The sequence below is a fragment of the Microbulbifer sp. CnH-101-G genome (genome assembly GCF_052466775.1).
Genome location: NZ_CP174292.1, coordinates 949,085 through 972,695 on the forward strand (window position 1 = coordinate 949,085; position 23,611 = coordinate 972,695).

Consider the following 23,611-nt stretch of genomic DNA (forward strand, 5'->3'; position numbering starts at 1 on the left):
AAGTTTGAAAGTAAAAACGGGTTAATCAACAACCTCTGCTTTCAGATGTACGAGTACAAACTCATTACCATAAAGATCTTCAAAGTGCGCAAATTCAGCACTGGAATCAGAGAGTCTAGGTTTTGTAAACTTCACCCCATTCCCTCTCAGGCGTTGATATTCGTTTTCGAAGTCCTCTGTGTAAATAACCGCGCAGGGTTGGCCTGCGGTCTGTCTGCCTACCTGTTCCAATTGTGCATTGGAGGAGGCCTGTAGAAGCCATATTCCCATATCTTTTTGTTGGGGGAGGCGCAGGTGAACAAATCTTAGTGGGGGTGTCTCTGAGTCAACAAATACCTCGAAGCCAAGTTTATCCCGGTAAAATACAATAGCTTCTTCGTAGTCTTTAACAAGAATAACCAGTCTTCCTATAGCCTTCATTAAGCGCCTCCTTCTCGATTAGCTGCTGATCACAGTGAGCCATATTGATCAACGTTATGGCATTGAATATTACAACAGTCTGAACGAGGTAAAGCCACAAAGAAGAATGACCTGCCAAGCTGCTTGTAATTACACAGATATCCAAAGATTTGTTATGAGTGAAATAATACGCTGATATTTATCTTATTTTAAGGGGCGAGCCTTGCTGAAGAGTTAGGCCGCCAAGGCGAATGGCTGCAATCTGATTGAAAATGAGTGTTTAAGCGCCTTTATTGGGGTGTTAGGTAGATTAGGGGGTTTTTGGCTGAATCAGTTTCGCCCCCTTCTTCTTAGAGCCATTTATTATTACCTGCTAAAGCTAGAATTGGCCTTTGAGGATCCTTTGATTTTCCGCCAACCTCCAATAGGGGCTGTGAATTGAGGGGCTGTGAATTGAGGGGCTGTGAATTGAGGGGCTTTGAATTGAGGGGCTGTGAATTGGTTCGTCAAAATATGGGGAATGTATTCAAGAGGAATCTTAGATATGGATATCAATAAAAAAGGTGTTGCCCAAAAATTTGTTCGCAACCTGTTGGGTGGTGCTTTGGTTCTAACTGTTGGTTTGAGTCTTGGAGATGCCAGTGCATGTACCAGAATTTTTTATGAGTCTGGCGATGGAGATTATATTACTGGGCGAAGCATGGACTGGAATGATACCAAGGCGGCAATGGATTTTTGGCTGTTTCCTAAAGGGATGGAAAGAAATGGTGGTGTAGGAGAGGGATCAATAACCTGGACTTCAAAATATGGTTCGGTGGTGATTAGTATTTATGAGGCGGCAACTTCCGATGGGCTTAATGAGGCTGGGTTGGTTGGAAACCTTCTCTATTTGGCTGAAGCTGATTATGGAAATCCCAAAAAACGTGGGAAACCAACAATCTCGGTTGGTGCATGGCTTCAATATATTCTGGATAATTACGCAACCGTTGATGAAGTAGTTAAGGCCATGGAAGCCGACCCGTTTACAGTGGTGGGGGCTAATCTACCTGATGGTTCTCCAGCCTCGGCGCATATTGCAATTTCTGATCCTAGTGGAGATTCAGCCATATTTGAGTATATCAATGGAAAGTTACAAGTACACCATGGTAAACAGTACAAGGTGATGACGAACTCCCCGGTATATGATCAGCAACTTGCGATTAATACATACTGGAGTCAAATAGGCGGTGATAATTTTTTACCGGGAACCATAAGTGCTGCTGATCGATTTGTTCGTGCCAGTTTTGCTCTTAAATCTTCGCCAAAGTTTAAGGATCGCCGCGATGCAATTGCTTCTGTATTTTCTCAGGTGCGTGCTATCAGTGTACCTTTGGGAATGAGTAGTCCAGGAAAGCCTAATATTGCCTCGACACTTTGGCGTTCAGTTATAGATCAAAAGAAGATGCGTTATTACTTTGATTCTGTGATTAACCCCTCGGTAGTATGGTTAGACTTCAGCAATTTAGATTTCAAGAGTGGAGCGAAGGTTTTGTCTTTAAAAATGGATACTCCCAGCGATATTGGGGGGGAGATCTCCTCACAATTAAAACCGGCAACACCGTTCAAATTTCTTGCACCAAAAAGTTAAGTTTTCTTGACAGGAAGCTACTGTTAGAGGGCTTTAGGGTAGGCTTTAAAGTGCACTTTCGAGAGTGCGCTAGGTTGCGTTTTTATATATAGGGGTGGATATGAAAGATACAATGATCATGCGTAATATGCAGCGCCCTGAAGTCGATGTCTTGGTGAACTGGGCAGCTCAAGAGGGGTGGAACCCGGGAGTACATGACGCTGAAGCTTTTTGGCAGTCGGATTCAGAAGCATTTATCGCTGCACTGGTTCAGGAAAATATGATTGGTGGGGGCTCCGTAACCTCTTATGAGGGAAAATATGGTTTTATGGGGTTTTTCATCGTAAAACCAGAATATCGCGGGTTGGGTCTTGGTCGTAAGCTCTGGTACCACCGTCGTCAGCGAATGCTTGAGCGATTAACTCCGGGAGCCTCCGTGGGTCTGGATGCCGCATACCAAATGCAGGATTTCTATGGGGAAGGAGGCTTTGAATTTTCCCATCGCAACCTGCGTTTCAGTATGGAGAAACCTCTAAGCAAAGTTATAAAAGCAATAAATGGTGCGGGCGATTATGAGATTTGTCCTCTCGCTGATATTCCTTTTGATCAGCTACTTCAATATGACCTGACCTGCTTCCCAGTGCGGAGGGAGAAATTCCTGTGTACTTGGTTGAGTCAGGAGGGCGTTCAGGCTTTAGGTCTGATGCAATCGGGGGAACTCTGCGGTTATGGGGTTATCCGTCGCTGTGCAGATGGTTATAAGGTGGGGCCCTTATTTGCCAATAGCGGTGAATTGGCCGAAGCTCTATTGAGAGGGTTATCCAGTTCTGTGGAAGGTGGTCCAATATTTTTGGATGTGCCAGAAAATAATCCAGAAGCTATGGCTCTGGTGAAAAAATATAATATGAAGGAGGTTTTCGGTTGCGCACGTATGTATCTTGGCCCTAAGCCTGATATTGCCAATGAGCGGGTTTTTGGTGTGACAACCTTTGAGCTGGGTTGATGATCGAGCGCGATCTGGAAGGCTATGTTGGGCATCCCCCTGATCCCAGGTGGCCAAATGGAGCCAGGATAGCCGTTCAATTTGTGCTGAATATTGAAGAGGGCGCTGAATCTTGCGTATTAAATGGCGATAGTCAATCCGAAGCCTATCTACATGAACTTTTCGGTAGGGAGCCACGCTTAGGGGAAAGAGACCTCAGTGTTGAAAGCATGTATGAGTATGGCAGTCGGGCAGGTGTATGGCGTATTCTCAATATTTTTAACTCTCATAATCTTCCGCTAACGGTATTTGCTTGTGGATTGGCTCTGGAATTAAACCCAATCCTATCAAAAACATTGGTAGCTGCAGGTCATGAGCTCGCTGGACATGGGTATCGCTGGTTAGATTATCGGCACATTGGTGAAGCGATTGAGCGTGAGCATATACAAAAAACGCGTAAATGCATCGAAAGACTGACTGGAGAGAAAGAAATTGGCTGGTATGTCGGCCGCACTAGTGTAAATACTCGTAGACTCCTTGGTGAAATACCGGGCTTGCTCTATAGTTCGGACTCCTACAGTGATGACTTACCTTATTGGAGCAATACGCCAAATCCCTGGTTAATTATTCCCTATACTCTTGTAAGTAATGATGTTCGATATCTTCTTCCAAACGGCTGCGCCTCTTCAAATGAGTTTTTTCATCTTTTAAAGGATAGTTTTGATCTTCTCTGGCAGGAGGGGGGGAATCAGGCAAAAATGTTGACGGTTGGATTGCATAGTCGTATCAGTGGTCACCCGGCTCGAGCCATGGCTTTGCTCCGTTTTCTGGATTATATCCTTAATTACGAAAAAGTATGGATTTGTCGAAGGGCAGATATTGCCAGACATTGGATTTCTCAATATCCGCCTCAGAACGGGTGAATAATTAATCTCATAATATTCCTAGTAGTGCAATATCTATTGGGGTTTTGGTGGTGGGAGTTCCTTTTGGCAGGAGGCTGGCAGCTATCGGGGGATTATAGATCTGCCAGCTGGCTAAAATTTTTTCTTACTGGTTAAGTTGTTTTCGCTAATACTGCCCGTTGGCGACTGAAATGTTGCCATTCTTGTGTTGATTGTAGATAGTGAACGGGAGTACGGCTGTATCCGTTGCGGTAGATAGTACGCTATCTAAGAGGTATACACCGAGAAGCAGGTCGACATTAATCGATTCACTATCTGAATGCATTTTACACATATTGTAAGAAAGCCCACTGTAGACTCTCGGGATGGATTCACAGTTGGACTTCTGCCTTTTCAAATTCGCAGAAATTTCACGATCTGTGCTGGAGAGGGTGGTGAAGGTGCCGCATCCTGTTAGTAGGAGAGAGCAAAGAGATAGGGTTAGAATTCTCATTTATATTGGTTTCTATGAAGGTTTAGAATTGATAGCCGAAGTGCAGTTTGAGTTCGGTCCCATCTCTGAATGAGCCATCTTTATTGGTCTTTAGATAGGATTTTCCAAAGCTTACGCCACCTAGGAGGCTGGCTTCGTCATATCTGTTAAAGAAATAAGTGTAAGATCCTGCGATATAGCTTTCATAGCGTCCTTTATATTTAAACTTGGCTGATGTCTGGTCATTTGGTGAAGTCGTAAGTAAGTTTGAGTTTTCATAAATATAATGCTCCCAACTTAGTTCTTTTGTTCTTACTAGCAGACCAAGGGAGTGTTTTGGACTGAGACTTCTTTCCCAGCCGAGCGATATCCCGTATTCTTCATCAAAATTGTCGGCTAGCCCTCCTCCAATATAAAAAGTGTTGGGCCCATTGATGGTTGAATACTTTATGCCTAAAAGTCCTCCATATTGTGTGCCTACTCCAAGGCTGAAGTGGTTATCCATGTTTGCGAATGCGAATGAGGGGAAAAGGATACCGACAAAAATCAAACTTTTCATTGTTTCTTCCATGTTTTCTTAAAGCGATTGTATTGACCTATAGGATTCAAGGGAAGTTCCTTCGGCAGAGTTTGTTTGCAAGGATTTTTATGAAAGGGGGTAAGCTACTTCTGTAAAATAAAAAATATTTTATTAATTTCTTGGCGGACTAAAAATTACAACTGATGTGGTAAATAGGGTTATAGACTTGGTAGGTATTGCCTGCTCTCAGAAAAAGTTTCTGAAGGGCAGGCAATGAATAAGGAGAGTGCTACTGGAGATTAGTCAATATACTAAGCATCTAATTATTGATAAGCCGGAATGGCCTGGACAACTTTAATAAAGTAATCCCAGAAGTTGGCCACACTCTGGATATGCACTCTCTCTTCTGGAGAATGGGCGCGGCGGATGGTTGGGCCGAAGGAGACCATATCCCAGTTGGGGTATGGTTTGGCCAAAAGTCCACATTCCAGGCCGGCGTGGATGACTTTTACTTCTGCAGTTTCACCAGTCATTTCCCTGTACACTTCCCTCATCATGGCAAGAAGAGGTGATGCTGGGTTCGGTGTCCAACCGGGGTAGGCGTTATCCAGCTTGGCTTGTGCACCGGCCAGTTCGAAAGTGGCGGCGACATCAAGACCGTGTTGATCTCGGGCACTGTCGGACAGGCTGCGGACCAGGCACTGGATATGTACCTGGTGCTGGCCGTTACTTTCCATGGTGACCACACGGGCCAAGTTGTTAGATGTGTCTGCAATACCCTCCAGAGCGGTACTCATACGCTCGACACCATTGGGGCAGGCGCGAACAGCGCGAATTAACTTCAACTGGCTCGCCTCGTCCATGACATTCGCCGGTGCTTCGGTTACTTCCAAGCAGATTTCCAGCGCCGCTTCGTTATCGAATTCGCGAGCAATTTGTGCGCTTTCATTCTCAACAATTTCTTGAAGCTGTTTCTGCGCGTTGCCAGGTACGACTAGGGTGCTGAAAGACTCACGTGGAATGGCATTGCGCAGGCTGCCACCGTCGAGGTTGGCAATACGTAATTGGGGGATGGATCGAAGGGCGATATCAATAATGCGGTTGGCGATTTTATTGGCATTACCGCGGCCCTTGTCGATATCCAGGCCGGAGTGTCCACCGCGCAGACCGCGCACTGCCAGTTTGAAAGCCACAGCATCAGCCATCAACGGTTCGGCGCTATAGGGCAGGGTGACATTAACATCGACACCACCGGCGCAGCCGATGTAGAGCTCCCCTTCATCTTCCGTGTCGAGATTCAACAGCAAGTCTGCTTCAAAATAACCGGGCTTCAGGTTTTTGGCTCCGGTCATACCCGCTTCTTCATCAATGGTCAGTAGTGCTTCCAGGGCTGGATGGGGGATATCCGTGGATTCCATCAGGGCGAGAATGGCGGCCACACCGATACCATTGTCGGCGCCGAGGGTGGTACCTTCCGCGGTAACCCACTCGCCATCGATATAGGGTTTGATCGGGTCTGTCAGAAAATCATGGTCCGTATCGGCATTTTTCTGCGGCACCATATCTACGTGGCTTTGCAGGGCCAGTGTCTTGCGGTTTTCCATGCCGGGTGTGGCCGGCTTCTTGAGGATGACATTACCGATCTCGTCGAGCTGAACCTCTAAACCACGATGCTTGGCAAAATCCACAATGTATTCGACAACGTGATCTTCATGTTTGGATGGGCGGGGAATTTCGCAGAGCTTGGCGAAGTGCTTCCATAGTGGTGTGGGGTTCAGCTCAGCAATATTGCTCATTGGTGGCCTCGAGTGATTGTTATGGGGTGGCTTTATGCATTGCCCTAAAATTTGGGCGGTTTGGGCATAACAGTAAAGAGCCCAGCGGGTGCTGGGCTCTTTGGGTTTTTTTGAACTTATTTATCTGCAGCTGTGTCGCCTGGCGAACTCTCCTGTAAAAGCTCGAGAGAGATGCGACGCTTGTCGATATCTACAGAGGAAATTTTGACCTTGATAGCCTGTTCTAGCTGGAAGCTTTGCTCGTTGTAAGTGAGGGTCAGGTGCTTGCCGTCAAAATTAGGTAGGTTCTTTTTATCCCCGTTTAGGCGAACAAACCCATCGATACCAAATTCATCCAGGCGCACACCGAGTCCGGCACCATTGACCAGGGTGATCTTGCCAGTGAACTCTTGTCCAACTTTGTCCTGCATAAATTGGGTGTAAAGCCATTGCTCGAGAGCGCGATTGGCCTGGCGGCCGCGGATCAGGCTCTCCTGCAGGGATTCGATCTGCTCATCGCTCATCGCCACAGCAGTGTCATCTTGTAGGGCGGCACGCAATACCCGGTGGTTGTGCAGGTCATTGTACTTGCGGATAGGAGAGGTCACGGTAGCGTAGGATTCGAGACCCAGGCCCAGGTGTGCCCCAGCTTTATTGTCTAGCTGGCCGGGGCGCAGCATACGCTTCAGTACCGCCAGCAGGTTTTGCATCTGAGCATCTTCATGGCTTTCCAGGTGCTTAACCAGGGCCAGGTAATGTGGCAGCTCGCTGAGGTCTTTCTCTGCATGCTCGGGCAGTAACTCCTTAAGGAGGCTGCGGACTTCACCCATGCGCTCCTCACGGAAGCCCAGGTGTACCGAGAAACAGCCCTGTTGCAGCTCTGCTAGTTTGCCGCCGATGCTGATATTGGTAGCGAGCATGGCTTCTTCCACCATGCGCTGAGCAACATTTCGCTCCTGCTTTTCGATGCGTGCGATCTTGCGCTTGTCGTCGAGGTGAATTTCGTAGTCTGGGCGGTCTTCCATCGCCAGGGAGTGACTTGCGCGATAAGCAGAGCGGGCTTCATAAACGGCAGCTAGGTTGCGCAGGCTTTGTTTCTGCTCTTCCGGTACAGCGGATTCGTCGCCCTCGATAAACTGGCTCACCTGGATGTAGCTCAGTTTGTGCTGGGAGCTGATCGCGGCATACTCGTAGCGGCTTTCGCCCAGGCTGCCATCGCTGTTGATATCGATATGAACCACCAGGGCTGGGCGCAGTTCTCCAGGCACCAGGGAGAACAGGTCTTCACACAGGTTGCGCGGCAGCATCGGCAGGGTTTCACCGGGCAGATATTGGCTGTGAGCGCGTGCGAAGGCCTCTTTGTCCAGGGCGCTGCCGGCCTCAATCACACTGGAGGGGTCGGCGATGGCGATATGTAGGGTCCAGCCGCCGTCGCGGATGCTGACGGCGAGAGCGTCATCCATATCGCGGGTGCTTTCCGCATCGATAGTGGCAAAACCCAACTCGGACAGATCCTGGCGCTCAGCGATCACTGAAGTGAGTTGCGCGCTGATTTCCTGTGCCTGGGCTTCTGCAGCCTGGCCAAACTGCTCGGGTAATTTGAATTGCGCGACCACATAGGCATGCTCGATACCAGGGATATCGGGTTTGCCAATGACCGTTTCCACTTTTGCCTGGGCGCGACCATCTTTAAAAGGGTGTCGATTGATTTTGCAGGCTATAAACTCGCCGGGCTGAGCCTTGCCACGGGCCTTGGGCGGCAGGAAAATCCAGCGAGACAGACCATTTTGGCTGGGCTGGATAAAATGCCCTTGGCCCCGCTGTACATATTGCCCCACCAGGTAATTCAGCTGGCTGTCGATCAGGGCATCCAGCTCAGCGTTGAGCTTGCCCTTCTTCTCTTCAGAGAGGCTGACACGAACACGATCACCGGGGAAAACCCGTTCCATCTCATTGGGAGGCAGAAAAGCCTCGCGTCCATCCTCCAGCTCCACAAAGCCAAATTTGCCGTTGCTGCCGCGAACCCGGCCCTCGGCAAACTCCTTACTGGAGCGAATATCTGTTTTCAGTTGTGAAAGTTGTTTCAGAGCGTCGGCATTCAGCATCGAGTTTATCTCTCGGGTCGATTTAGGCGCGGATTCTACCAGACCAGGGTGAAGCGGGTAACAGGGTGCTGGAATAGGAGAAAATATCCCAGTTTGATTCAGCGCAAAGGTACTAGGTTGAAGTAGCAGTCAAGATTGATGACTATACGGCCCCCTATATTTCCGTAAGGTTAATTGTCCTAAAAGATAATGATTTGTGTGAGAATTTAGCTATTACAGCGCTGTTCTGTGCAAAATATGCAAACTTTGTCTGCCGAAGCTAGATATAATCTTACCCCTAAATAAAAACAGATAAGGGCTGTGGTTGTTCCCCAGCTGTAGAACCGGCCTTCCGGAGAGGAACAGTTAATGAGTATTTTTTCCCATTCCGCCTACGATAAACACGAACAAGTGGCGTTTTACCAAGATGCTAAGAGTGGTCTCAAGGCAATTATCGCGGTACACAATACGAATTTAGGTCCCTCCCTGGGTGGCTGCCGCATGTGGCCATACGCCGATGACGGCGAGGCTTTGAATGATGTTCTGCGCCTGTCCCGTGGGATGACCTACAAGTCCGCTATGGCAGGTTTGAAGCTGGGCGGCGGTAAATCAGTCATTATCGGCGATCCTCGCAAGGAAAAGACTCCCGAGCTATTGCGCGCTATGGGCGAGTTCATCAACACCCTGGGCGGTCGCTATATCACCGCAGAGGACTCCGGTACCAGTGTTGCCGATATGAGTATTATCGGTGAGACCACCGAGTACGTATCCGGCCTGTTTGCGGGCTCTGAATACGGCGGTGACCCTTCTCCCTCCACGGCATACGGTGTGTTTGTCGGCCTCAAGGCTGCTGTCGAGCACCGCTGGGGCAAAACAGACCTCACAGGCTTGAAAGTTTCTATCCAGGGCGTTGGTAACGTGGGCTTCCGCCTGGGCAAACTACTGAAAGATGCCGGTGCTGAGCTGTTTGTCACCGATATTTTCCAAGACAATATCGACCGGGCAGTAACCGAGTTGGGTGCTATTGCCGTTACCGCCGATGAAATTTTCGATCTGGATGTGGATCTGTTTGCCCCATGCGCGATGGGTGCCATCCTCAATGACGACACCATTTCCCGTCTGAAAGTGGGCGCTGTGGCTGGTGCAGCCAATAACCAGCTGGCTGAGGAGCGCCATGCAGCGGCTCTGCGCGAGAAAGGTATTTTGTATGCGCCGGATTACGTGATCAACGCCGGTGGCATTATCGATGTTTACTACCAGCAAAAGGGTGACTACGACGCCGCAGAGGTGCGTGCCCATATCGAAGAGATCGGCAGCACCATGAAAGAAGTGTTTGAGCGCGCGGATGAAACCGGTGAGACCACAGCGCATGTGGCCGACCGTATCGCTGAAGAACGCTTTGGACACCACTCCGTGACTGGTGATACGGAAAACAAGTCCGGCACTGTGGCAGCATAATCTAATTCGGCACGGGAGATGTGCCGATGACCTGATCCCTGGCGATTGGCATCATCGCTTCTCTCTGTGATGTATTTATTTGGGCACTTTTGTGCCCATTTTTTTGTCTGAAGATTGATGTAGTGACTTGGCTCCTCATTCTGGTACCAGGTTTGTGGTTTATTACTGCGGAAGGCTAGCCAGTAAATGGATTGGATACTGGCCTAAACTTGCCATCCTGAATCCGCGGTTATTACTAGGGAGTGACAATATGGACTTGCGTCCAGTGTTCTTCAGTATCGTTATCGCTATAGCCGGTCTCGCCGGCTGTGACCAGTCTACGGACAATACGCCCCACGCTCTTTCTGTGGACAAGGAAGCCGCTGCAAGTAGTAAAAATGCGGCTATTGATAAGAAAGCTTTCGTACCGCCCCCTCAACTGGATATCCCGTTTCACAAGGAAGTTCTCCCCAACGGACTGACTGTGATTGTGCACGAGGATCGCAAGGCTCCGGTTGTCTCTACCAATATCTGGTACAAAGTGGGTTCCAAGGACGAGCCGAAAGGTAAAACCGGCTTTGCGCACCTGTTTGAACACTTGATGTTCAACGGTAGTGAGAACTACCCCGGTGAGTACTTCGAACCTTTCCAGCGCTCCGGTGCCACCGATATGAACGGCACCACTAGTAACGACCGTACCAATTACTTTGCCACCGTCCCCAAGGGTGCTCTGGATATGGCGCTATGGATGGAATCTGACCGGATGGGACATTTCCAGGGCGCTATTACCCAGGAAGTACTCGATGAGCAGCGCGGGGTGGTAAAAAACGAGAAGCGCCAGGGTGAAAATGCACCCTACGGTAAGGCTTTCGACATTATTGCCAAAAGTACCTTCCCGGCGGATCACCCCTATTCATGGACGCCGATCGGCTCCATGGAAGACCTGGACAATGCCAGTCTCGAAGACGTTAAAAAGTGGTTTGCGGATCACTATCAACCGGCCAACGCCACCTTGGTGATCGCCGGTGATATCAGCGTCGATGAAGCGATGGCCAAAGCGCGCAAATATTTCGCGGATATTCCCAGTACCAAGGTGCAACCCCGCATCAAAAACTGGGAGTTGCCCTCCCAGGTGAAAAAGCGGGAGGTGGTATACGATCAGGTGCCGCAAACCCGTATTTATAAGGTCTGGAATGTGCCGGCAGTGGGTAGCGAGGAAGAGCATGCGCTGGAGTTGATGACTTCCCTGCTGGCAAACCGCAAAAACTCCCTTCTGTATCGCCGCTTGGTTCGAGATGAAAAAGTGGCCACCAGTGTGAGTGCTTTTTACTACGGCCGCCAGTTGGCTGGGCAGTTGATTATTGTGGTGGATGTAAAACCGGGTCAGTCTGTCGATAGAGTTGAAAAACTTTTAAATAAGGAATTGCAGCAATTTGCCAAAAACGGCGTCAGTGCAGAAGAGCTGCGCCGGGTAAAGCAGGGCGAGTTTGCCGACTTGGTTAAAGGCCTGGAAAAAACCGGTGGTTTTGGGGGTAAGAGCGATATTCTGGCCCGCTCGGAATTTTATTACGATGATCCCGGAGCATTGCTGAAAGGCGTCGAAGACTATGCCAAGGTTTCAGCCCGCGAGGTGCAGGACGTCGCCGAGCAGTGGCTTAAGGATGACTCTTATACCTTGATTATCGAGCCCCAGCAGCAGTACACCGCGGCAACAGTGGGTGCGGATCGCAGTAAGCTGCCGGAGGTCGATAAAAATGTAGAGCTGGAATTGCCCAAACAGCAGAATTTCACTCTAAAAAATGGACTTCGGGTGGTTTTGGCTGAGCGCCACGATACACCGGTTGTACTGATGAATTTGCAGTTTCGCAGTGGCGCCTCCGCAGATAAAAACAAACCCGGACTCGCTTCAGTGGCCGCACAGATGCTGAATGAAGGCGCCGGAAATCTGGACAGCCTCGAGTTCAGTGCCAGGGCCGAGGAACTGGGAGTTAGTATCGGAGGAGGTAGCGGTCTGGATTACAACTCCATCAGCATGAGTGCTCTCAAGTCGCAACTGAAACCCTCCCTGGAGCTGTTTGCCAAGGTGGTGACAGAGCCCCGTTTCCCTGAGTCCGATCTCGAGCGGGTAAAGTCCAATCGCTTGGATGCCATTGCCCAGGAAAAGGCGCAGCCGCAAGGGCTGGCTCTGCGCGAGTTGCCGCCACTTCTCTTTGGTAGCGAGCATCCTTACGGTGCCCCTTTGACCGGCTCAGGCACACCCGAGGGCATTAAGTCCATTACCCGCGAAGACCTGGTGAATTTCCAAAAGACCTGGGTGCGCCCGGATAACGCCACGCTCACCATCGTTGGTGACGTGACAGAAAAAGAGATTGAGCCGCTGCTGAATGAAACTCTGGGTGGCTGGAAGGCGCCTAAGCAGGAGCTGCCAAAGATTGAAGTGGCCAAGGTGACGCGCCCGGAAAAGGCCAGGGTTTATCTCCTGGACCGCCCCGGCGCTCAGCAGAGTTATATTATGGCCGGGCTGGTCATGCCGCCCTGGCAGCCAAAGGGGGCGGAAGCCTTTGAGGCAATGGCAAATACGATTGCCGGCAAGTTTACCTCCCGGGTAAATATGAATCTGCGCGAGGATAAACATTGGTCCTACGGGGCGCGCGCGGTTTCCATGGATACCGAAGGCCAGCGACCTTATATTCTATTTGCCCCGGTTCAGACCGATAAAACGGCCCCTGCAATCCAAGAGTTGATCAAAGAATATCGGGAATATTTGGCTGATCGGCCGATCACAGAAAAGGAGCTGGAGGACTACCGAAACGATGAAGTGCTTAAACAGAGCGCTCGTTTCCAAACCAAGGGGCAGCTGCTCTCCAGTATAAACTGGCAGGTGGAAAAAGGGTTGCCAGAGGATTACATCGCCGAGTATCCCCAGCGGGTTGCGGCGCTGAATAAAGAGCAGGTTGAGGCCTCGGCACAGGAGTTTCTCGCTCCAGATCAATTTACCTGGGTCATTGTCGGTGATCTGGACAAGATTAAAGGAGAGGTTGAAGCCCTGGATATCGGCCCGGTGGAGGTTTTACCCGCTAAAGATTAATAAGAAAATTATTGTTACATAAAAAATGCCCCGCTCTCTTGTGAATCGGGGCATTTTTTTGTGTGGTGTCTGCTGACTCTTTACGTGGCTATAGAGCTAGATCACATCAGGTCTTACGGCTAGGACCTGTCAAACTCACTTTAGACTTTAAAGCTCGGGCGTTGCTTGAGTTGTTCACGCCAGCGTATCAGATGGGGGTGCTTTTCGGCATCCGGGCGTAGGTTTTGCACTTTACCAAAATCCAGGCCGCAAACCATGCTGATATCCGCTACAGAAAAATAGTCACCTGCCAGATATTCATGATCCGAGAAGTGATCATTGAGGACGCCCATAAACTTTATTGCGCGCTTACCGGAATCCTCGCCAAACTCCGGGTAGACATTCATGCGGTCTTTGAAAAAGCCTGATACATGTTGGAAGCACATGCCTATTGGGAACATTAAGTTGAAGTCGGCACGGCGATTCCACATTTCCACCAGCGCTTTTTCTTTTGCATCGCGGCCAAACAGTGCCGGTTCTGGGTGTAGTTCTTCAAAGTAACGCTGGATGGCTACAGATTCTGAGATATAAGTGCCATCATCCAGTTCTAATAAAGGGACTTTTTTGTTGATATCTTTGCTGCGATATTCGGGGCTGAGGTTTTCGCCCTTGGCGATATCTACATGGGAAAATTCAACTTCGATGCCTTTTTCCGCAAGATACATGCGAACTCGACGACAATTGGGAGCGCTTGCAAACTCATAGATTTTCATAGGGCTTTCTCTCGCCTTAGTGATTGCGTTAAATTGAGCAACTTTCCATAGAAACACAACAAATCTAAAAGAGACTTACTGGTGAGGACAATGACAACAAGTTCCAAGAGAGACTGCTTCTTTCGCCGCACTGTCACGGCCTTGACTGTTTTTGTAGGCCTATTTTGTCAGCAAGTTTCGGCTGAGGAAATGGCCATCTATGCGGGCAAACTCTTCAATAGCAGCAATGGTAAATTGTTAGAGAACCGTACCATTCATATCGTGGATGGTCGTATCAAGTCGGTGCAAAAAGGGTTTGCCAAGCGGGAGAGTGAAATTCTCATTGATTTGCGCAATTTCACTGTGCTTCCTGGGCTGATGGATATGCATAGCCACCTGACCTATGAGTTTGGTCCTCGCGCTTACATGGAATCCTATACCTGGAACGCGGCAGACTTCACCCTTCGCGGTGTCGATGCGGCTAACCGTACTCTGCAGGCGGGTTTTACTACCATTCGTAATTTGGGTGATCACGATAATGTCACCGTCAGTCTGCGCCATGCGATTGAGGCCGGCACTATTGAGGGCCCGAGGATTTACACTGCGGGAAAATCCATTGCAACCACGGGTGGTCACGCCGACCCCACTAATGGCCGTCGCCATGATCTGGTGGGAAATCCCGGCCCGGCTGATGGTGTTGTAGATGGGCCTATTTCAGCGCGCAAGGCGATTCGCCAGCGCTATAAAGACGGTGCCGATCTGATCAAAATTACTGCTACCGGTGGGGTGCTGAGTGTAGCGAAAAGTGGGCAAAATCCACAATTTATGCAGGATGAATTGGAGGCAATTGTCTCCACCGCCAAGGATTATGGTTTTACCGTAGCGGTGCATGCTCATGGTAAGGAAGGCATGATTCGGGCTATTCGTGCCGGTGTGGATTCCATTGAGCATGGTACTTACATGGATGAAGAGGTGATGGACTTAATGCGTCGCAACAACACCTGGTTTGTCCCGACCCTGATGGCTGGGGAGTGGGTAACCGAGAAATCTGCGATCGATGGCTTTTTGCCGGAAATAGTGCGCCCCAAGGCTGCCACCATGGGGCCCTTGATGCAGGAGACTTTTTCCAAGGCCTATAAACGCGGAGTTAAAATTGCTTTTGGGACCGATACCGGCGTGACCCGGCACGGGGAGAATGCGAGGGAATTTGTTTTGATGGTGCAGGGCGGTATGTCTCCTGCTGACGCTATCCGCTCAGCAACCTGGAATGCAGCACAATTGCTACAAATCCAAGATGAGCTTGGCAGTATCAGTGAGGGCAAGCTCGCAGATATTATTGCAGTCGGGGGCAATCCTCTGGAGGATATCTCCGAATTGCAGCGAGTGCAGTTTGTCATGAAGGAAGGCAAGATTTTCAAATACCCCAGTGAGCCGGCCGTGGAGGTATTTCTGGAGCATGAGGAGAATGGCTGACGGTGGTGTCTAGGGTACCGGCGCCGCATAAAATTGCGGAGCCGGTAAAAAGCTACTGATTATTCCAATTCGAAGACCAGGTCCAGGTTCACCGATACGGTGGTTTCACCGGGTGCAATTGGCGTTGAGGCGCTGTCTTTCATTGACTCCATCTGGCCGCGCATCATCATCGGACGGGGCATACCGCCACTGCCCTGCTCAGAGATGCTGACGATCCGGCGAACTTTCATACCCAGTGCTTTGGCATAAATGGTTGCTCGCTCCTGGGCATCTATCAGGGCTTTCTCACGGGCTTCGGCTTTTACCGGTCCCGGCTCACCAATCTCAAAGCTAGGGCCGTTAATCTGGTTGGCACCGGCGGCGGTGAGGTCGTCCAACACGGTTCCCAGTTTATCCAGCTCACGCACTTTGATGTTGACGGTATTGCGCGCGGTGTAACCGACGATTTTGGGTTTCTGATCTCTTTGGTAGTGGTAACGGGGGGAGAGGCTAACGCCGCTGGTTTGAATATCCTTCTTGGCAATGCCGGCTTTTTTAATCGCCTTCATCAGAGAGTCCATTTGCTCTGCGTTATCTTGCATCGCTTTTTTGCTATCGTCCGCCTCCGTCACCACGCCCACAGACAAGTTGGCAACATCGGGGGCCTGGCTGGTCTCGCCTTGGGCTGCGATAGATACCAGGGTGCCACGCTGCGAGGGTGCCTGCCCGTTATCACAGGCGCTAAGTATCAGGGCGAGTAGTGTAATGGTCGAAAATTTTACTAACTTCATGATTTTTCCTTATCTATCGCTATGGGTTGGCGATATAGCAATGCACTTGGCGTCAAAAATATTATCTAAGCTTGTCTGAACCTCAGCTGAGCATACCGGATCCAGCGGGTTGGCTATAACGGTGCAAATCCTTTCCTCCTTTCTTATTCGTAAGAACCAAAAACCTGTTGGTATGTTTCTTCGTGGTCGTGGTAGATGGCAAACCCCAATCGCAGCAACTGCTGTCTCCGGTCGCAAAGGACGGCGCGGGCTTTTAATTCACTTTGTAATTTCTCTGCATTCTCTGCGCTGTGACAATCAAAAGTGAAGAAATGTCCATGACCATGCTCCAGGTCGTGATGGATTAAATGCTCACGATTGAGAAAAGGGTGGCCGGCGCTATCCATGGTGCGCAGGAATCGCTGTTGTGCGGCGAGGACATAGTTGTGGATTTTTTCCACAGTAATGCCCTCGCGGCGAAACAGCTCAAAAATAGCCAAGCCTTTGTACAGGCAGGAATAATCCATGGTGGCTCCGGCAAACCTCAGCCAGTTGTCCCCATAGCCGACACTGCCGCTGCGATTTTCCAGCTCTGCTATTTCTGCAAACCAGCCGGTGTTTAGAGGCCGCAGAGTGCAGTGGCGGGGGATGCTCATAAAGCACATTCCCTCGCCAGCGCCCAAGTATTTATAGGAGCCGGCAGTGAAAAAGGCTTTATCGGCGATGGTGCTTAGGTCGATTGGACGAGCGAAAAATCCATGGTATCCGTCGATAACAAACTGGGTTTGGATTGGCTTTCGTTCGGCGATGCGAATCAATTCGGGGAAAACCACGCCAGAATCGAAAAATACTAGGCTGGCATAAGCCAGCTGGTAGTCACCGGTATGCAGCTCTCTCTCGAAGCGCTCTGCCAGGGTGGAGAAGGGGTGTTTGGGGATACGGGTTACCTGTATGTTGGGTAATTCCTCCAGCCGCTGTAACTGGCGGGTGAAGCTGTAAAATTCTCCATCTGTAGTGAGGATATGCAGGGGTTCAGTGAAAGGGAAGGTGCTAAGTAGCCGGTAGACAAGCTCGTGGGTATTGGGGGCAATAGCTATTTGAGAAGCGTCGGGAAGGTTTAGTGCGCGCGCGACAGCACTTTGCCAGGCGGGTATTTTTTCCTGGAAAATAGGTCCCCACTTGTCATCGGCGAGTAGCGCTGCATCCTGCCAGTATTGCTGGACCGCCTCCAGCGTCACATCGGGCCAGTAATGATGCGAGTGGCAGGCCATGTGCAGCATGGAGGATGGGCTGCCGCTGGGCGCTTGTGAAAACGCACGATAGAATTTTTTATACATTTGCTTTTCGCCGGGCGAAGCTGAATTATTTATTATTCCCCGATTGTAAAGCTTGGCAATAGGAAGGAGTAGAGGGTGAGATACCTGCACACAATGGTCCGCGTGGCCAACCTGGAAGAATCCTTAAAATTTTACTGTGAGAAATTGGGCTTGCAGGTGGTGAATCGCAACGACTATGACAAGGGGCGTTTCACTTTGGTGTACCTTGCGGCACCAGAGGATGTTGATAGTGCCCGCGAGAAGAAAGCCCCGACATTGGAGCTCACATACAATTGGGACCCTGAGTCCTACAGTGGTGGGCGTAATTTTGGCCATCTGGCCTATGGAGTCAATGATATCTATGCGGTTTGTCAGCGAATGATGGACGCGGGAATTACCATCAATCGCCCTCCTCGCGATGGCCATATGGCCTTTTTCCGCTCGCCTGATGGCATATCGATTGAACTGCTGCAAAATGGTGAGCCTCTGGAGCCCAAGGAGCCCTGGAAGTCGATGGAGAATACCGGCGAATGGTAATTTTCCCTAAGGAAGCTCCCAATAAACCTTGGCTATAGGCTGATTTGTAAGGACATTATGTGAAGAACCGCAGTTGTATTTTACTGGCCGGCGCTGTTGCGGCGCGCAGGGTTCGCGAAGAGGGATTGCACCAGGGGCAGTTCTCCACCCTGGTCGGCGCCTCTGGAGGTCCCAAGTGGCTGGTTATCAGCCAGCTGGATCGGGTTCTCATGGGCGACTTTTTTAAGGATCGCTGCGAGCCTATTGCGACACTGGGCTCTTCCATCGGCAGTTTCCGCAATATGTGTTACGCCATGGAGGAACCTTTGGCGGCATTGGAGCGCTTGGAATACGGTTATATCCACCAGAGCTACGGCACCGCCAGACCTACCCCAGCGGAGATTACCGCGGCGGGGGAGGCGATTCTGCTGGAAGTTTTGGGGGAAAATGGCGCGAGTGAAGTGGTAGAGAACCCCTTGTGGCACAGTCACTTCGTTACAGCGCGCGGGCGCGGGCCCCTGGCCAGTGAAAAGCGGGCTCTGCTGGCTCCGGCACTTTTCACTTCTGCGTTGGCTAATGCCTTCTCCAGACACAGCTTGAAGGCCTTTTGGGAGCGGGTAGTGTTCCACTCTCAGGCACAGCCCGCGGTGGCGTTTGGGAATTTGAGTACGGTGAACTCTCCCCTCAATCGTGAAAACGTCTGCGCGGCGGTGCTTGCCAGCGGTTCTATCCCACTGGTAATGGCGGGCGTGCGCAACCCCGCTGGTGCGCCTTTGGGCAATTATCGCGACGGGGGAATCACCGATTACCATTTTGATCTTCGCTTTAACCATCCGCCTGGCTTAGTGCTCTATCCGCATTTTTTCCCGTTTATGGTCCCGGGCTGGTTCGATAAGGGTTTGTCTTGGCGGCGTGTGCGCGGCGATGCCATGGCATCGACACTACTGATTGCGCCATCGCCTAAATTTGTCGAAAAGCTGCCATTTGGCAAAATCCCCGACCGTAATGACTTTTATAAATTGAGCACAGATGAACGCGTGAATTACTGGAAAAAAGTAGTGGAGATGAGCCGGCAGGTGGCAGATGATTTTTTGGAAATCTGGCAGACGGGTCAGGTGGCGGATCACCTTATTGAGGTGGGGTCCGATGACTTGCCGCATAAATTGCAGCAGGTTGGGGCCGCATGAATATGGCGCCGGAGTTTAACCCTCCTCAGGAGGCTTTTCGCACCACCCAGGAGCGGGTCTACTTTCAGGTGCGTGATGCCATTTTACGCGGCAAGTTTTTGCCGGGCCATCCGATCACTATCCGGGGTTTGGCGGCGGAGTTGAACTGCAGTCCCATGCCCGTTCGTGAGGCCTTGCGGCGTCTCACCTCAGAGCGGGCATTGGAGTTGTCCGACACACGCCGTGTCACAGTGCCCACTATGACCCCGGAGAAGCTTGCGGAGATTTGTGCGGCGCGGGTTGCGCTGGAGTGTCAGGCCGCAGAGCAGGCCCTGCCCTTTGTGGGGCAGGGGGCTCTCGAGCAGCTGTGTCAGCTGGATGCTCGAGTCACTAGCGCGCTCAAAGAGAAGAATATCGAGGAATATGTGACGGCCAATCTCGATTTTCACTTTACCCTCTACCGCTTGGGACACCCTCATATCATTCTCTCGTTGATTGAGAGCCTTTGGCTGCAAACTGCTCCCCTTCAGCACCTGGTATTCCAGCGCTTCGGTGTACAAGAGTTGCCGGATCGTCACGAGGACCTGCTGGATGCGATAGCCGATGGCAATGTGGCGCGAGTGCGCTTGGCGATCCGCCAGGATATTGAGGAAGGACTCGGTTCCATTTCCGCAGAAGAACTACTTTAACCGTTCTAATAACCTTTTAAGCCTCTAAAAAAGCCTTCTCACTATTCAAGTTGAGAGGGCTCTCGCCGTTGTGATTTGACCTCGGGGTTTTCTTCTCACCAAGGTAATTGGCGCTTTGGACTCTATTGTTACCCAGAGGCATAGATAGATCTTGCGCTTCCGTTAGTCTCGCCACTAGAATGTGATCACAAATGTTGGAAGCAATATGCCGCCCGGCCGTGCTCGTAAACGGGCTCAGGAGGGCAGGTGATCAATTTGCGGGAGGACTCGTTCAACACCATGCGGACTCAGTCCGGTGCTGTAGAGAGCCCCCGAGCAAAAGCCAGGAGCGAAATATGAACAAAAGTGAGCTGCAACAACACGATCGCGAGCACCTGCTGCACCCCTTTACCGACTTCAACGATCTGGGGCAACAGGGCACCCGTGTGATCACCAGTGCCGAGGGCGCTTATATCACCGATATCGATGGCAACCGTATGCTGGATGGCATGTCCGGTCTGTGGTGCTGCAACCTAGGTTACAGTCGCAAGGAAATCAGTGACGCTATTTATGAGCAGCTGAATACTCTGCCGTTCTACAACAGCTTCTTTCAATGCACTACCGTGCCGTCCATTGAGTTGGCAGACGCTCTGGCGGAAGTAACCCCCGCCAATATGAGCAATGTATTCTTCACCGGCTCTGGTTCCGAGGCGAATGACACCAACCTGCGTCTGATCCGCCGTTTCTGGGACTTACAGGACAAGCCCGAGAAGCGCATTGTGATTTCCCGCAAGAATGGTTATCACGGCTCCACCATCGCCGGTGCCAGCCTGGGTGGCATGAGCGGCATGCACAAACAGTTCCAGCCGCTGGATTACATTGAACACGTGCAGCAGCCTTACTGGTTTGCCGAGGGCGGTGAACTGTCTCCAGAGGAGTTCGGTATCCAGGCCGCGCGCAGCCTCGATGAAAAAATCCAGGAGCTGGGCCCTGAGAAAGTGGCCGCCTTTATTGCTGAACCTATCCAGGGCGCCGGGGGTGTGGTCATTCCCCCGGAAACCTACTGGCCTGAAGTGAAGAAAGTACTGGATCAGTACGACATCCTGTTAGTAATGGACGAGGTGATCTTTGGTTTTGGCCGCACCGGTGAATGGTTCGGCGCCGATTACTACGGTCTCAAGCCTGACCTGATGACTTTCGCCAAAGCGGTGACCAACGGTTACTTCCCTCTGGGCGGTACCATGGTGGGTGATCGCGTTGCGGATGTGATCAAGAGCAAGGGCGGTGAATTCACTCACGGCTATACCTACTCCGCACACCCCGCGGCCTGTATGGCAGGCCTGGCGACTATCAACATCCTGCGCAACGAAAAAATTATCGAGAATGTGCGCGATGTAACCGGCCCCTATTTGGCCAAGCGCTGGGCTGAGCTGGCCGAACACCCGATTGTCGGTGAGGCGCGCAGCCTGGGTATGGTCGGCGCTCTGGAACTGGTTAAGGACAAGGCCAGCCGCGCCCGTTTCGATGACGACTGCACCGCCGGCGCGGTATGTCGCGACTTGAGTATCAAACACGGTTTGGTCATGCGTGCTGTCGGTGATGCCATGGTGATTGCGCCACCGCTGATTATCACCACAGAGCAGGTGGATGAGTTGGTGGAAAAAGCGCATCGCGCACTAGACGACACCGCTAAAGCTCTAGCGTAAACTCGGGGTTTCGCCCCCTTATTGGAAGCGGCGCAAGGCTGTCACTCATAATTCGCCAACGGCGGACATGGGGGCAGCCCTGGGCCGCTTCTGCGGTTTGACAGGACTACCTCAGGCAACTTATGTCACAAGAAAAAGAATTTACTGCCCAGCCAGAGCTGCTGGAGCAGTCGCGCAAATTCCTGGCAGAGCACCCGGACCTAAAGTGGATCGAAGGCTTTATGTTCGACATCAATGGCGTCCCCCGCGGTAAATGGCTGCCTGCTGAAGCGGCGGAGAAGCTGCTCAAGGGGAGCCTGCAAATGCCGCGCAGCGCCGTTAGCCTGGATATCTGGGGGCGGGATATTGAAGACAGTCCCCTGGTGTTCGCCAGTGGTGACAGTGATGGTGTCTGCCTGCCGGTATCGCCCATCAGCTTGGCGCCCTGGCACCGGGAGGAGACGGCACAACTACATATGCAGTTACATGAAGCGGATGGTTCCCCACTTTATGCCGATCCGCGCGCCCAGCTGCAGCGGGTGGTGGATCGCCTGCAGAAGCTCGGCTACACCGCGGTTTGTGCCACCGAATTGGAGTTTTACCTGCTGCGCGATGACGTTGACCATTTGGCGCGCCCGCGTCCGGTCAGTGACAATGATGCTGAGCTAGTGCCCTCCACGGATGTATACGATCTGTCTGAATTGAATGCGCAGCGTCACTTTTTTGCCGATGTACGCGCCGCCTGCGAGGCTCAGGGCATTCCCGCTGACTCGGTACTTTCAGAGTGTGCACCCGGTCAATTTGAAATCAATCTGCTGCACAGTGCCGATCCGGTCAAAGTAGCCGACCAGACATTGCTGTTTAAACGCTTATTGAAAGGCGTAGCGCGCAGCCATGGCTTCCGTGTGAGCACTATGGCCAAGCCCTTTGGGGATCAGGCTGGCAATGGCATGCATGTGCACTTAAGTCTGATTGATAGCAGTGGCAAAAATGTTTTTGATGATGGCAGTGAGGAGGGCTCCGAGCTGTTGCGTCAGGCAGCCGCGGGTATGCTGGCAACAGCCAATGATGCGATGGCCTTTTTCGCGCCGCACAGCAACTCTTACCGCCGTTTCCAGGAAAGCTCTCACGCACCGCTAAACCTGTGTTGGGGCTACGATAACCGCACCACAACACTGCGTGTTCCAGCCAGCAACCCAGAAGCCCGTCGTATCGAGCACCGTATCGCCGGTGCGGATGTGAACCCTTATTTGGTTTTGGCGGGTATTTTGGCTGGTGTCTGCCATGGTCTAGAGAACCAGTTGGAAGCGCCTGAACCGGTGGAAGGTGATGCCTATCAGGTGCAAAGCGAGCAGCTGATCAACACCTGGAGTGGGGCACTCAAGCGCTTTGATAGAAGTGTCTTGTGGCGCGAGTATCTTGATCCTCGGTTTGTCGAGCTTTTCTTGATGCTGAAGCGCCAGGAGATGGCAGAAATTGGCGCCCGAGTTACCGATGTGGAATATCAAAGTTACTTGCATCGGGTTTAATTTTGGCCCGTCGGCCACCGGCGAATAAATACTGAACGGCTTTTGCGACAGGGGCTCTGGAGAGTGGCAATACTCTGCTATACCTAAATTTAAGTGCGTAACGTGCTTGAAACTCTCCTCCTGAAAGTGTGTTCGAGAAACCTGGCCCGCCATTGGCGGGCATTTTTTTGTCAAAAAAATAATCAGGCTCGCTTTTGGTTAGCTCTTCCGCTGAAAAAACTAATGCCACCTTTCTCTTTGCGCCTAACCTGTTTCAAGTAGCGAAATTTAGACGTTACTGTCAGGTAAATAATCCGTCACAGTTTTTTGAGGTGCGGTATTTGGGGTGGGCTATGCACAGAATAGGGGGCCTGCAGTGACCATAGGGCTTTAAGCATTGTGTGAATTTTTAGGCGCTCGCCAAAATCTCACCGGCGAAAATACCATTGAGGGGGAATTCACCTGCTTCATTTTATTTGGCTTCAGAAGCCACGCGGAAGGGCGGACTGGCCAACAGCGTGGACTGCTTCT

The 23,611-nt window shown here is 51.1% G+C and carries 19 protein-coding genes; 11 read left to right on the forward strand and 8 right to left on the reverse strand.

The features are described from left to right. Window positions 1-21: 21 nt before the first annotated feature. Complete coding sequence (locus tag ACJJID_RS04385; RefSeq protein ID WP_152452696.1) at window positions 22-420, reverse strand: VOC family protein; 399 nt, start codon at window positions 418-420, stop codon at window positions 22-24. 523 nt (window positions 421-943) lie between these two features. Between ACJJID_RS04385 and ACJJID_RS04390 the strand changes: the two genes are divergently transcribed. The 3 genes from ACJJID_RS04390 to ACJJID_RS04400 all read left to right on the forward strand — a co-directional run bounded on the left by ACJJID_RS04390 (window position 944) and on the right by ACJJID_RS04400 (window position 3,910). Then, window positions 944-2,026, forward strand: coding sequence for a linear amide C-N hydrolase (locus tag ACJJID_RS04390; protein ID WP_444921651.1), 1,083 nt, complete (start codon window positions 944-946; stop codon window positions 2,024-2,026). Between the two features lie 100 nt (window positions 2,027-2,126). Then, a complete protein-coding gene (locus ACJJID_RS04395) occupies window positions 2,127-3,008 on the forward strand; it encodes a GNAT family N-acetyltransferase (protein WP_444921652.1) in 882 nt (293 codons plus the stop codon). Beyond that, entirely contained in the window at window positions 3,008-3,910 is a 903-nt protein-coding gene (locus tag ACJJID_RS04400) for a polysaccharide deacetylase family protein (RefSeq protein ID WP_444921653.1), read from the forward strand. The genes ACJJID_RS04395 and ACJJID_RS04400 overlap by 1 nt, the downstream gene beginning before the upstream one ends. Before the next feature lie 148 nt (window positions 3,911-4,058). Here the strand turns inward: ACJJID_RS04400 and ACJJID_RS04405 are convergent, their stop codons facing one another. From ACJJID_RS04405 to ACJJID_RS04420, 4 genes are all read right to left on the reverse strand, one after another. Then, complete coding sequence (locus ACJJID_RS04405) at window positions 4,059-4,385, reverse strand: YceK/YidQ family lipoprotein (RefSeq protein ID WP_444921654.1); 327 nt, start codon at window positions 4,383-4,385, stop codon at window positions 4,059-4,061. A 22-nt stretch (window positions 4,386-4,407) separates the two neighbouring features. Next, window positions 4,408-4,923 carry a hypothetical protein gene (locus tag ACJJID_RS04410; protein ID WP_444921655.1) on the reverse strand — a complete coding sequence of 172 codons (516 nt, stop codon included), beginning with the start codon at window positions 4,921-4,923 and terminating at the stop codon, window positions 4,408-4,410. Window positions 4,924-5,207: 284 nt separating this feature from the next. After that, window positions 5,208-6,680: an aminoacyl-histidine dipeptidase gene (locus ACJJID_RS04415; RefSeq protein WP_444921656.1), complete on the reverse strand. Its 1,473-nt coding sequence runs from the start codon at window positions 6,678-6,680 to the stop codon at window positions 5,208-5,210. 116 nt (window positions 6,681-6,796) lie between these two features. After that, a complete protein-coding gene (locus ACJJID_RS04420; RefSeq protein WP_444921657.1) occupies window positions 6,797-8,764 on the reverse strand; it encodes a VacB/RNase II family 3'-5' exoribonuclease in 1,968 nt (655 codons plus the stop codon). Window positions 8,765-9,112: 348 nt separating this feature from the next. Here ACJJID_RS04420 and ACJJID_RS04425 point away from each other — a divergent pair, with 348 nt between their 5' ends. Next, a complete protein-coding gene (locus ACJJID_RS04425) occupies window positions 9,113-10,201 on the forward strand; it encodes a Glu/Leu/Phe/Val dehydrogenase dimerization domain-containing protein (protein WP_152452712.1) in 1,089 nt (362 codons plus the stop codon). A 250-nt stretch (window positions 10,202-10,451) separates the two neighbouring features. Next, the gene (locus ACJJID_RS04430) at window positions 10,452-13,268 is read left to right on the forward strand and encodes a M16 family metallopeptidase (protein ID WP_444921658.1); all 2,817 of its coding nucleotides are present in this window, start codon (window positions 10,452-10,454) and stop codon (window positions 13,266-13,268) included. Window positions 13,269-13,408: 140 nt separating this feature from the next. On the opposite strand, the gene ACJJID_RS04435 is transcribed toward ACJJID_RS04430, so the two are convergent. Further along, window positions 13,409-14,020: a glutathione S-transferase family protein gene (locus ACJJID_RS04435; protein ID WP_444921659.1), complete on the reverse strand. Its 612-nt coding sequence runs from the start codon at window positions 14,018-14,020 to the stop codon at window positions 13,409-13,411. Window positions 14,021-14,110: 90 nt separating this feature from the next. On the opposite strand from ACJJID_RS04435, the gene ACJJID_RS04440 reads away from it, so the two are divergent. Then, a complete protein-coding gene (locus ACJJID_RS04440; RefSeq protein WP_444921660.1) occupies window positions 14,111-15,472 on the forward strand; it encodes an amidohydrolase family protein in 1,362 nt (453 codons plus the stop codon). A gap of 59 nt (window positions 15,473-15,531) precedes the next feature. Here the strand turns inward: ACJJID_RS04440 and ACJJID_RS04445 are convergent, their stop codons facing one another. Together ACJJID_RS04445 and ACJJID_RS04450 are read right to left on the reverse strand one after the other, a co-directional pair. After that, on the reverse strand, window positions 15,532-16,242 hold the full coding sequence (locus ACJJID_RS04445; RefSeq protein WP_444921661.1) for an SIMPL domain-containing protein: 711 nt from the start codon (window positions 16,240-16,242) through the stop codon (window positions 15,532-15,534). Between the two features lie 143 nt (window positions 16,243-16,385). After that, a complete protein-coding gene (locus tag ACJJID_RS04450) occupies window positions 16,386-17,558 on the reverse strand; it encodes a hypothetical protein (protein ID WP_444921662.1) in 1,173 nt (390 codons plus the stop codon). 75 nt (window positions 17,559-17,633) lie between these two features. Between ACJJID_RS04450 and ACJJID_RS04455 the strand changes: the two genes are divergently transcribed. From ACJJID_RS04455 to ACJJID_RS04475, 5 genes are all read left to right on the forward strand, one after another. Continuing rightward, window positions 17,634-18,074: a VOC family protein gene (locus ACJJID_RS04455; protein WP_152452724.1), complete on the forward strand. Its 441-nt coding sequence runs from the start codon at window positions 17,634-17,636 to the stop codon at window positions 18,072-18,074. A 59-nt stretch (window positions 18,075-18,133) separates the two neighbouring features. Next, the gene (locus ACJJID_RS04460) at window positions 18,134-19,240 is read left to right on the forward strand and encodes a hypothetical protein (RefSeq protein ID WP_444921663.1); all 1,107 of its coding nucleotides are present in this window, start codon (window positions 18,134-18,136) and stop codon (window positions 19,238-19,240) included. Then, complete coding sequence (locus ACJJID_RS04465; RefSeq protein WP_444921664.1) at window positions 19,237-19,908, forward strand: GntR family transcriptional regulator; 672 nt, start codon at window positions 19,237-19,239, stop codon at window positions 19,906-19,908. The genes ACJJID_RS04460 and ACJJID_RS04465 overlap by 4 nt, the downstream gene beginning before the upstream one ends. Before the next feature lie 335 nt (window positions 19,909-20,243). Beyond that, window positions 20,244-21,593: an aspartate aminotransferase family protein gene (locus ACJJID_RS04470; RefSeq protein WP_444921665.1), complete on the forward strand. Its 1,350-nt coding sequence runs from the start codon at window positions 20,244-20,246 to the stop codon at window positions 21,591-21,593. Between the two features lie 122 nt (window positions 21,594-21,715). Beyond that, the gene (locus ACJJID_RS04475; protein WP_444921666.1) at window positions 21,716-23,101 is read left to right on the forward strand and encodes a glutamine synthetase family protein; all 1,386 of its coding nucleotides are present in this window, start codon (window positions 21,716-21,718) and stop codon (window positions 23,099-23,101) included. Window positions 23,102-23,611 lie beyond the last annotated feature (510 nt).

Coding starts and splice junctions, on each gene's coding strand:
- ACJJID_RS04385 (WP_152452696.1), bottom strand. CDS start 420: ATGAAGGCTATAGGAAGACTGGTTATTCTTGTTAAAGACTACGAAGAA.
- ACJJID_RS04390 (WP_444921651.1), top strand. CDS start 944: ATGGATATCAATAAAAAAGGTGTTGCCCAAAAATTTGTTCGCAACCTG.
- ACJJID_RS04395 (WP_444921652.1), top strand. CDS start 2,127: ATGAAAGATACAATGATCATGCGTAATATGCAGCGCCCTGAAGTCGAT.
- ACJJID_RS04400 (WP_444921653.1), top strand. CDS start 3,008: ATGATCGAGCGCGATCTGGAAGGCTATGTTGGGCATCCCCCTGATCCC.
- ACJJID_RS04405 (WP_444921654.1), bottom strand. CDS start 4,385: ATGAGAATTCTAACCCTATCTCTTTGCTCTCTCCTACTAACAGGATGC.
- ACJJID_RS04410 (WP_444921655.1), bottom strand. CDS start 4,923: ATGAAAAGTTTGATTTTTGTCGGTATCCTTTTCCCCTCATTCGCATTC.
- ACJJID_RS04415 (WP_444921656.1), bottom strand. CDS start 6,680: ATGAGCAATATTGCTGAGCTGAACCCCACACCACTATGGAAGCACTTC.
- ACJJID_RS04420 (WP_444921657.1), bottom strand. CDS start 8,764: ATGCTGAATGCCGACGCTCTGAAACAACTTTCACAACTGAAAACAGAT.
- ACJJID_RS04425 (WP_152452712.1), top strand. CDS start 9,113: ATGAGTATTTTTTCCCATTCCGCCTACGATAAACACGAACAAGTGGCG.
- ACJJID_RS04430 (WP_444921658.1), top strand. CDS start 10,452: ATGGACTTGCGTCCAGTGTTCTTCAGTATCGTTATCGCTATAGCCGGT.
- ACJJID_RS04435 (WP_444921659.1), bottom strand. CDS start 14,020: ATGAAAATCTATGAGTTTGCAAGCGCTCCCAATTGTCGTCGAGTTCGC.
- ACJJID_RS04440 (WP_444921660.1), top strand. CDS start 14,111: ATGACAACAAGTTCCAAGAGAGACTGCTTCTTTCGCCGCACTGTCACG.
- ACJJID_RS04445 (WP_444921661.1), bottom strand. CDS start 16,242: ATGAAGTTAGTAAAATTTTCGACCATTACACTACTCGCCCTGATACTT.
- ACJJID_RS04450 (WP_444921662.1), bottom strand. CDS start 17,558: ATGTATAAAAAATTCTATCGTGCGTTTTCACAAGCGCCCAGCGGCAGC.
- ACJJID_RS04465 (WP_444921664.1), top strand. CDS start 19,237: ATGAATATGGCGCCGGAGTTTAACCCTCCTCAGGAGGCTTTTCGCACC.
- ACJJID_RS04470 (WP_444921665.1), top strand. CDS start 20,244: ATGAACAAAAGTGAGCTGCAACAACACGATCGCGAGCACCTGCTGCAC.
- ACJJID_RS04475 (WP_444921666.1), top strand. CDS start 21,716: ATGTCACAAGAAAAAGAATTTACTGCCCAGCCAGAGCTGCTGGAGCAG.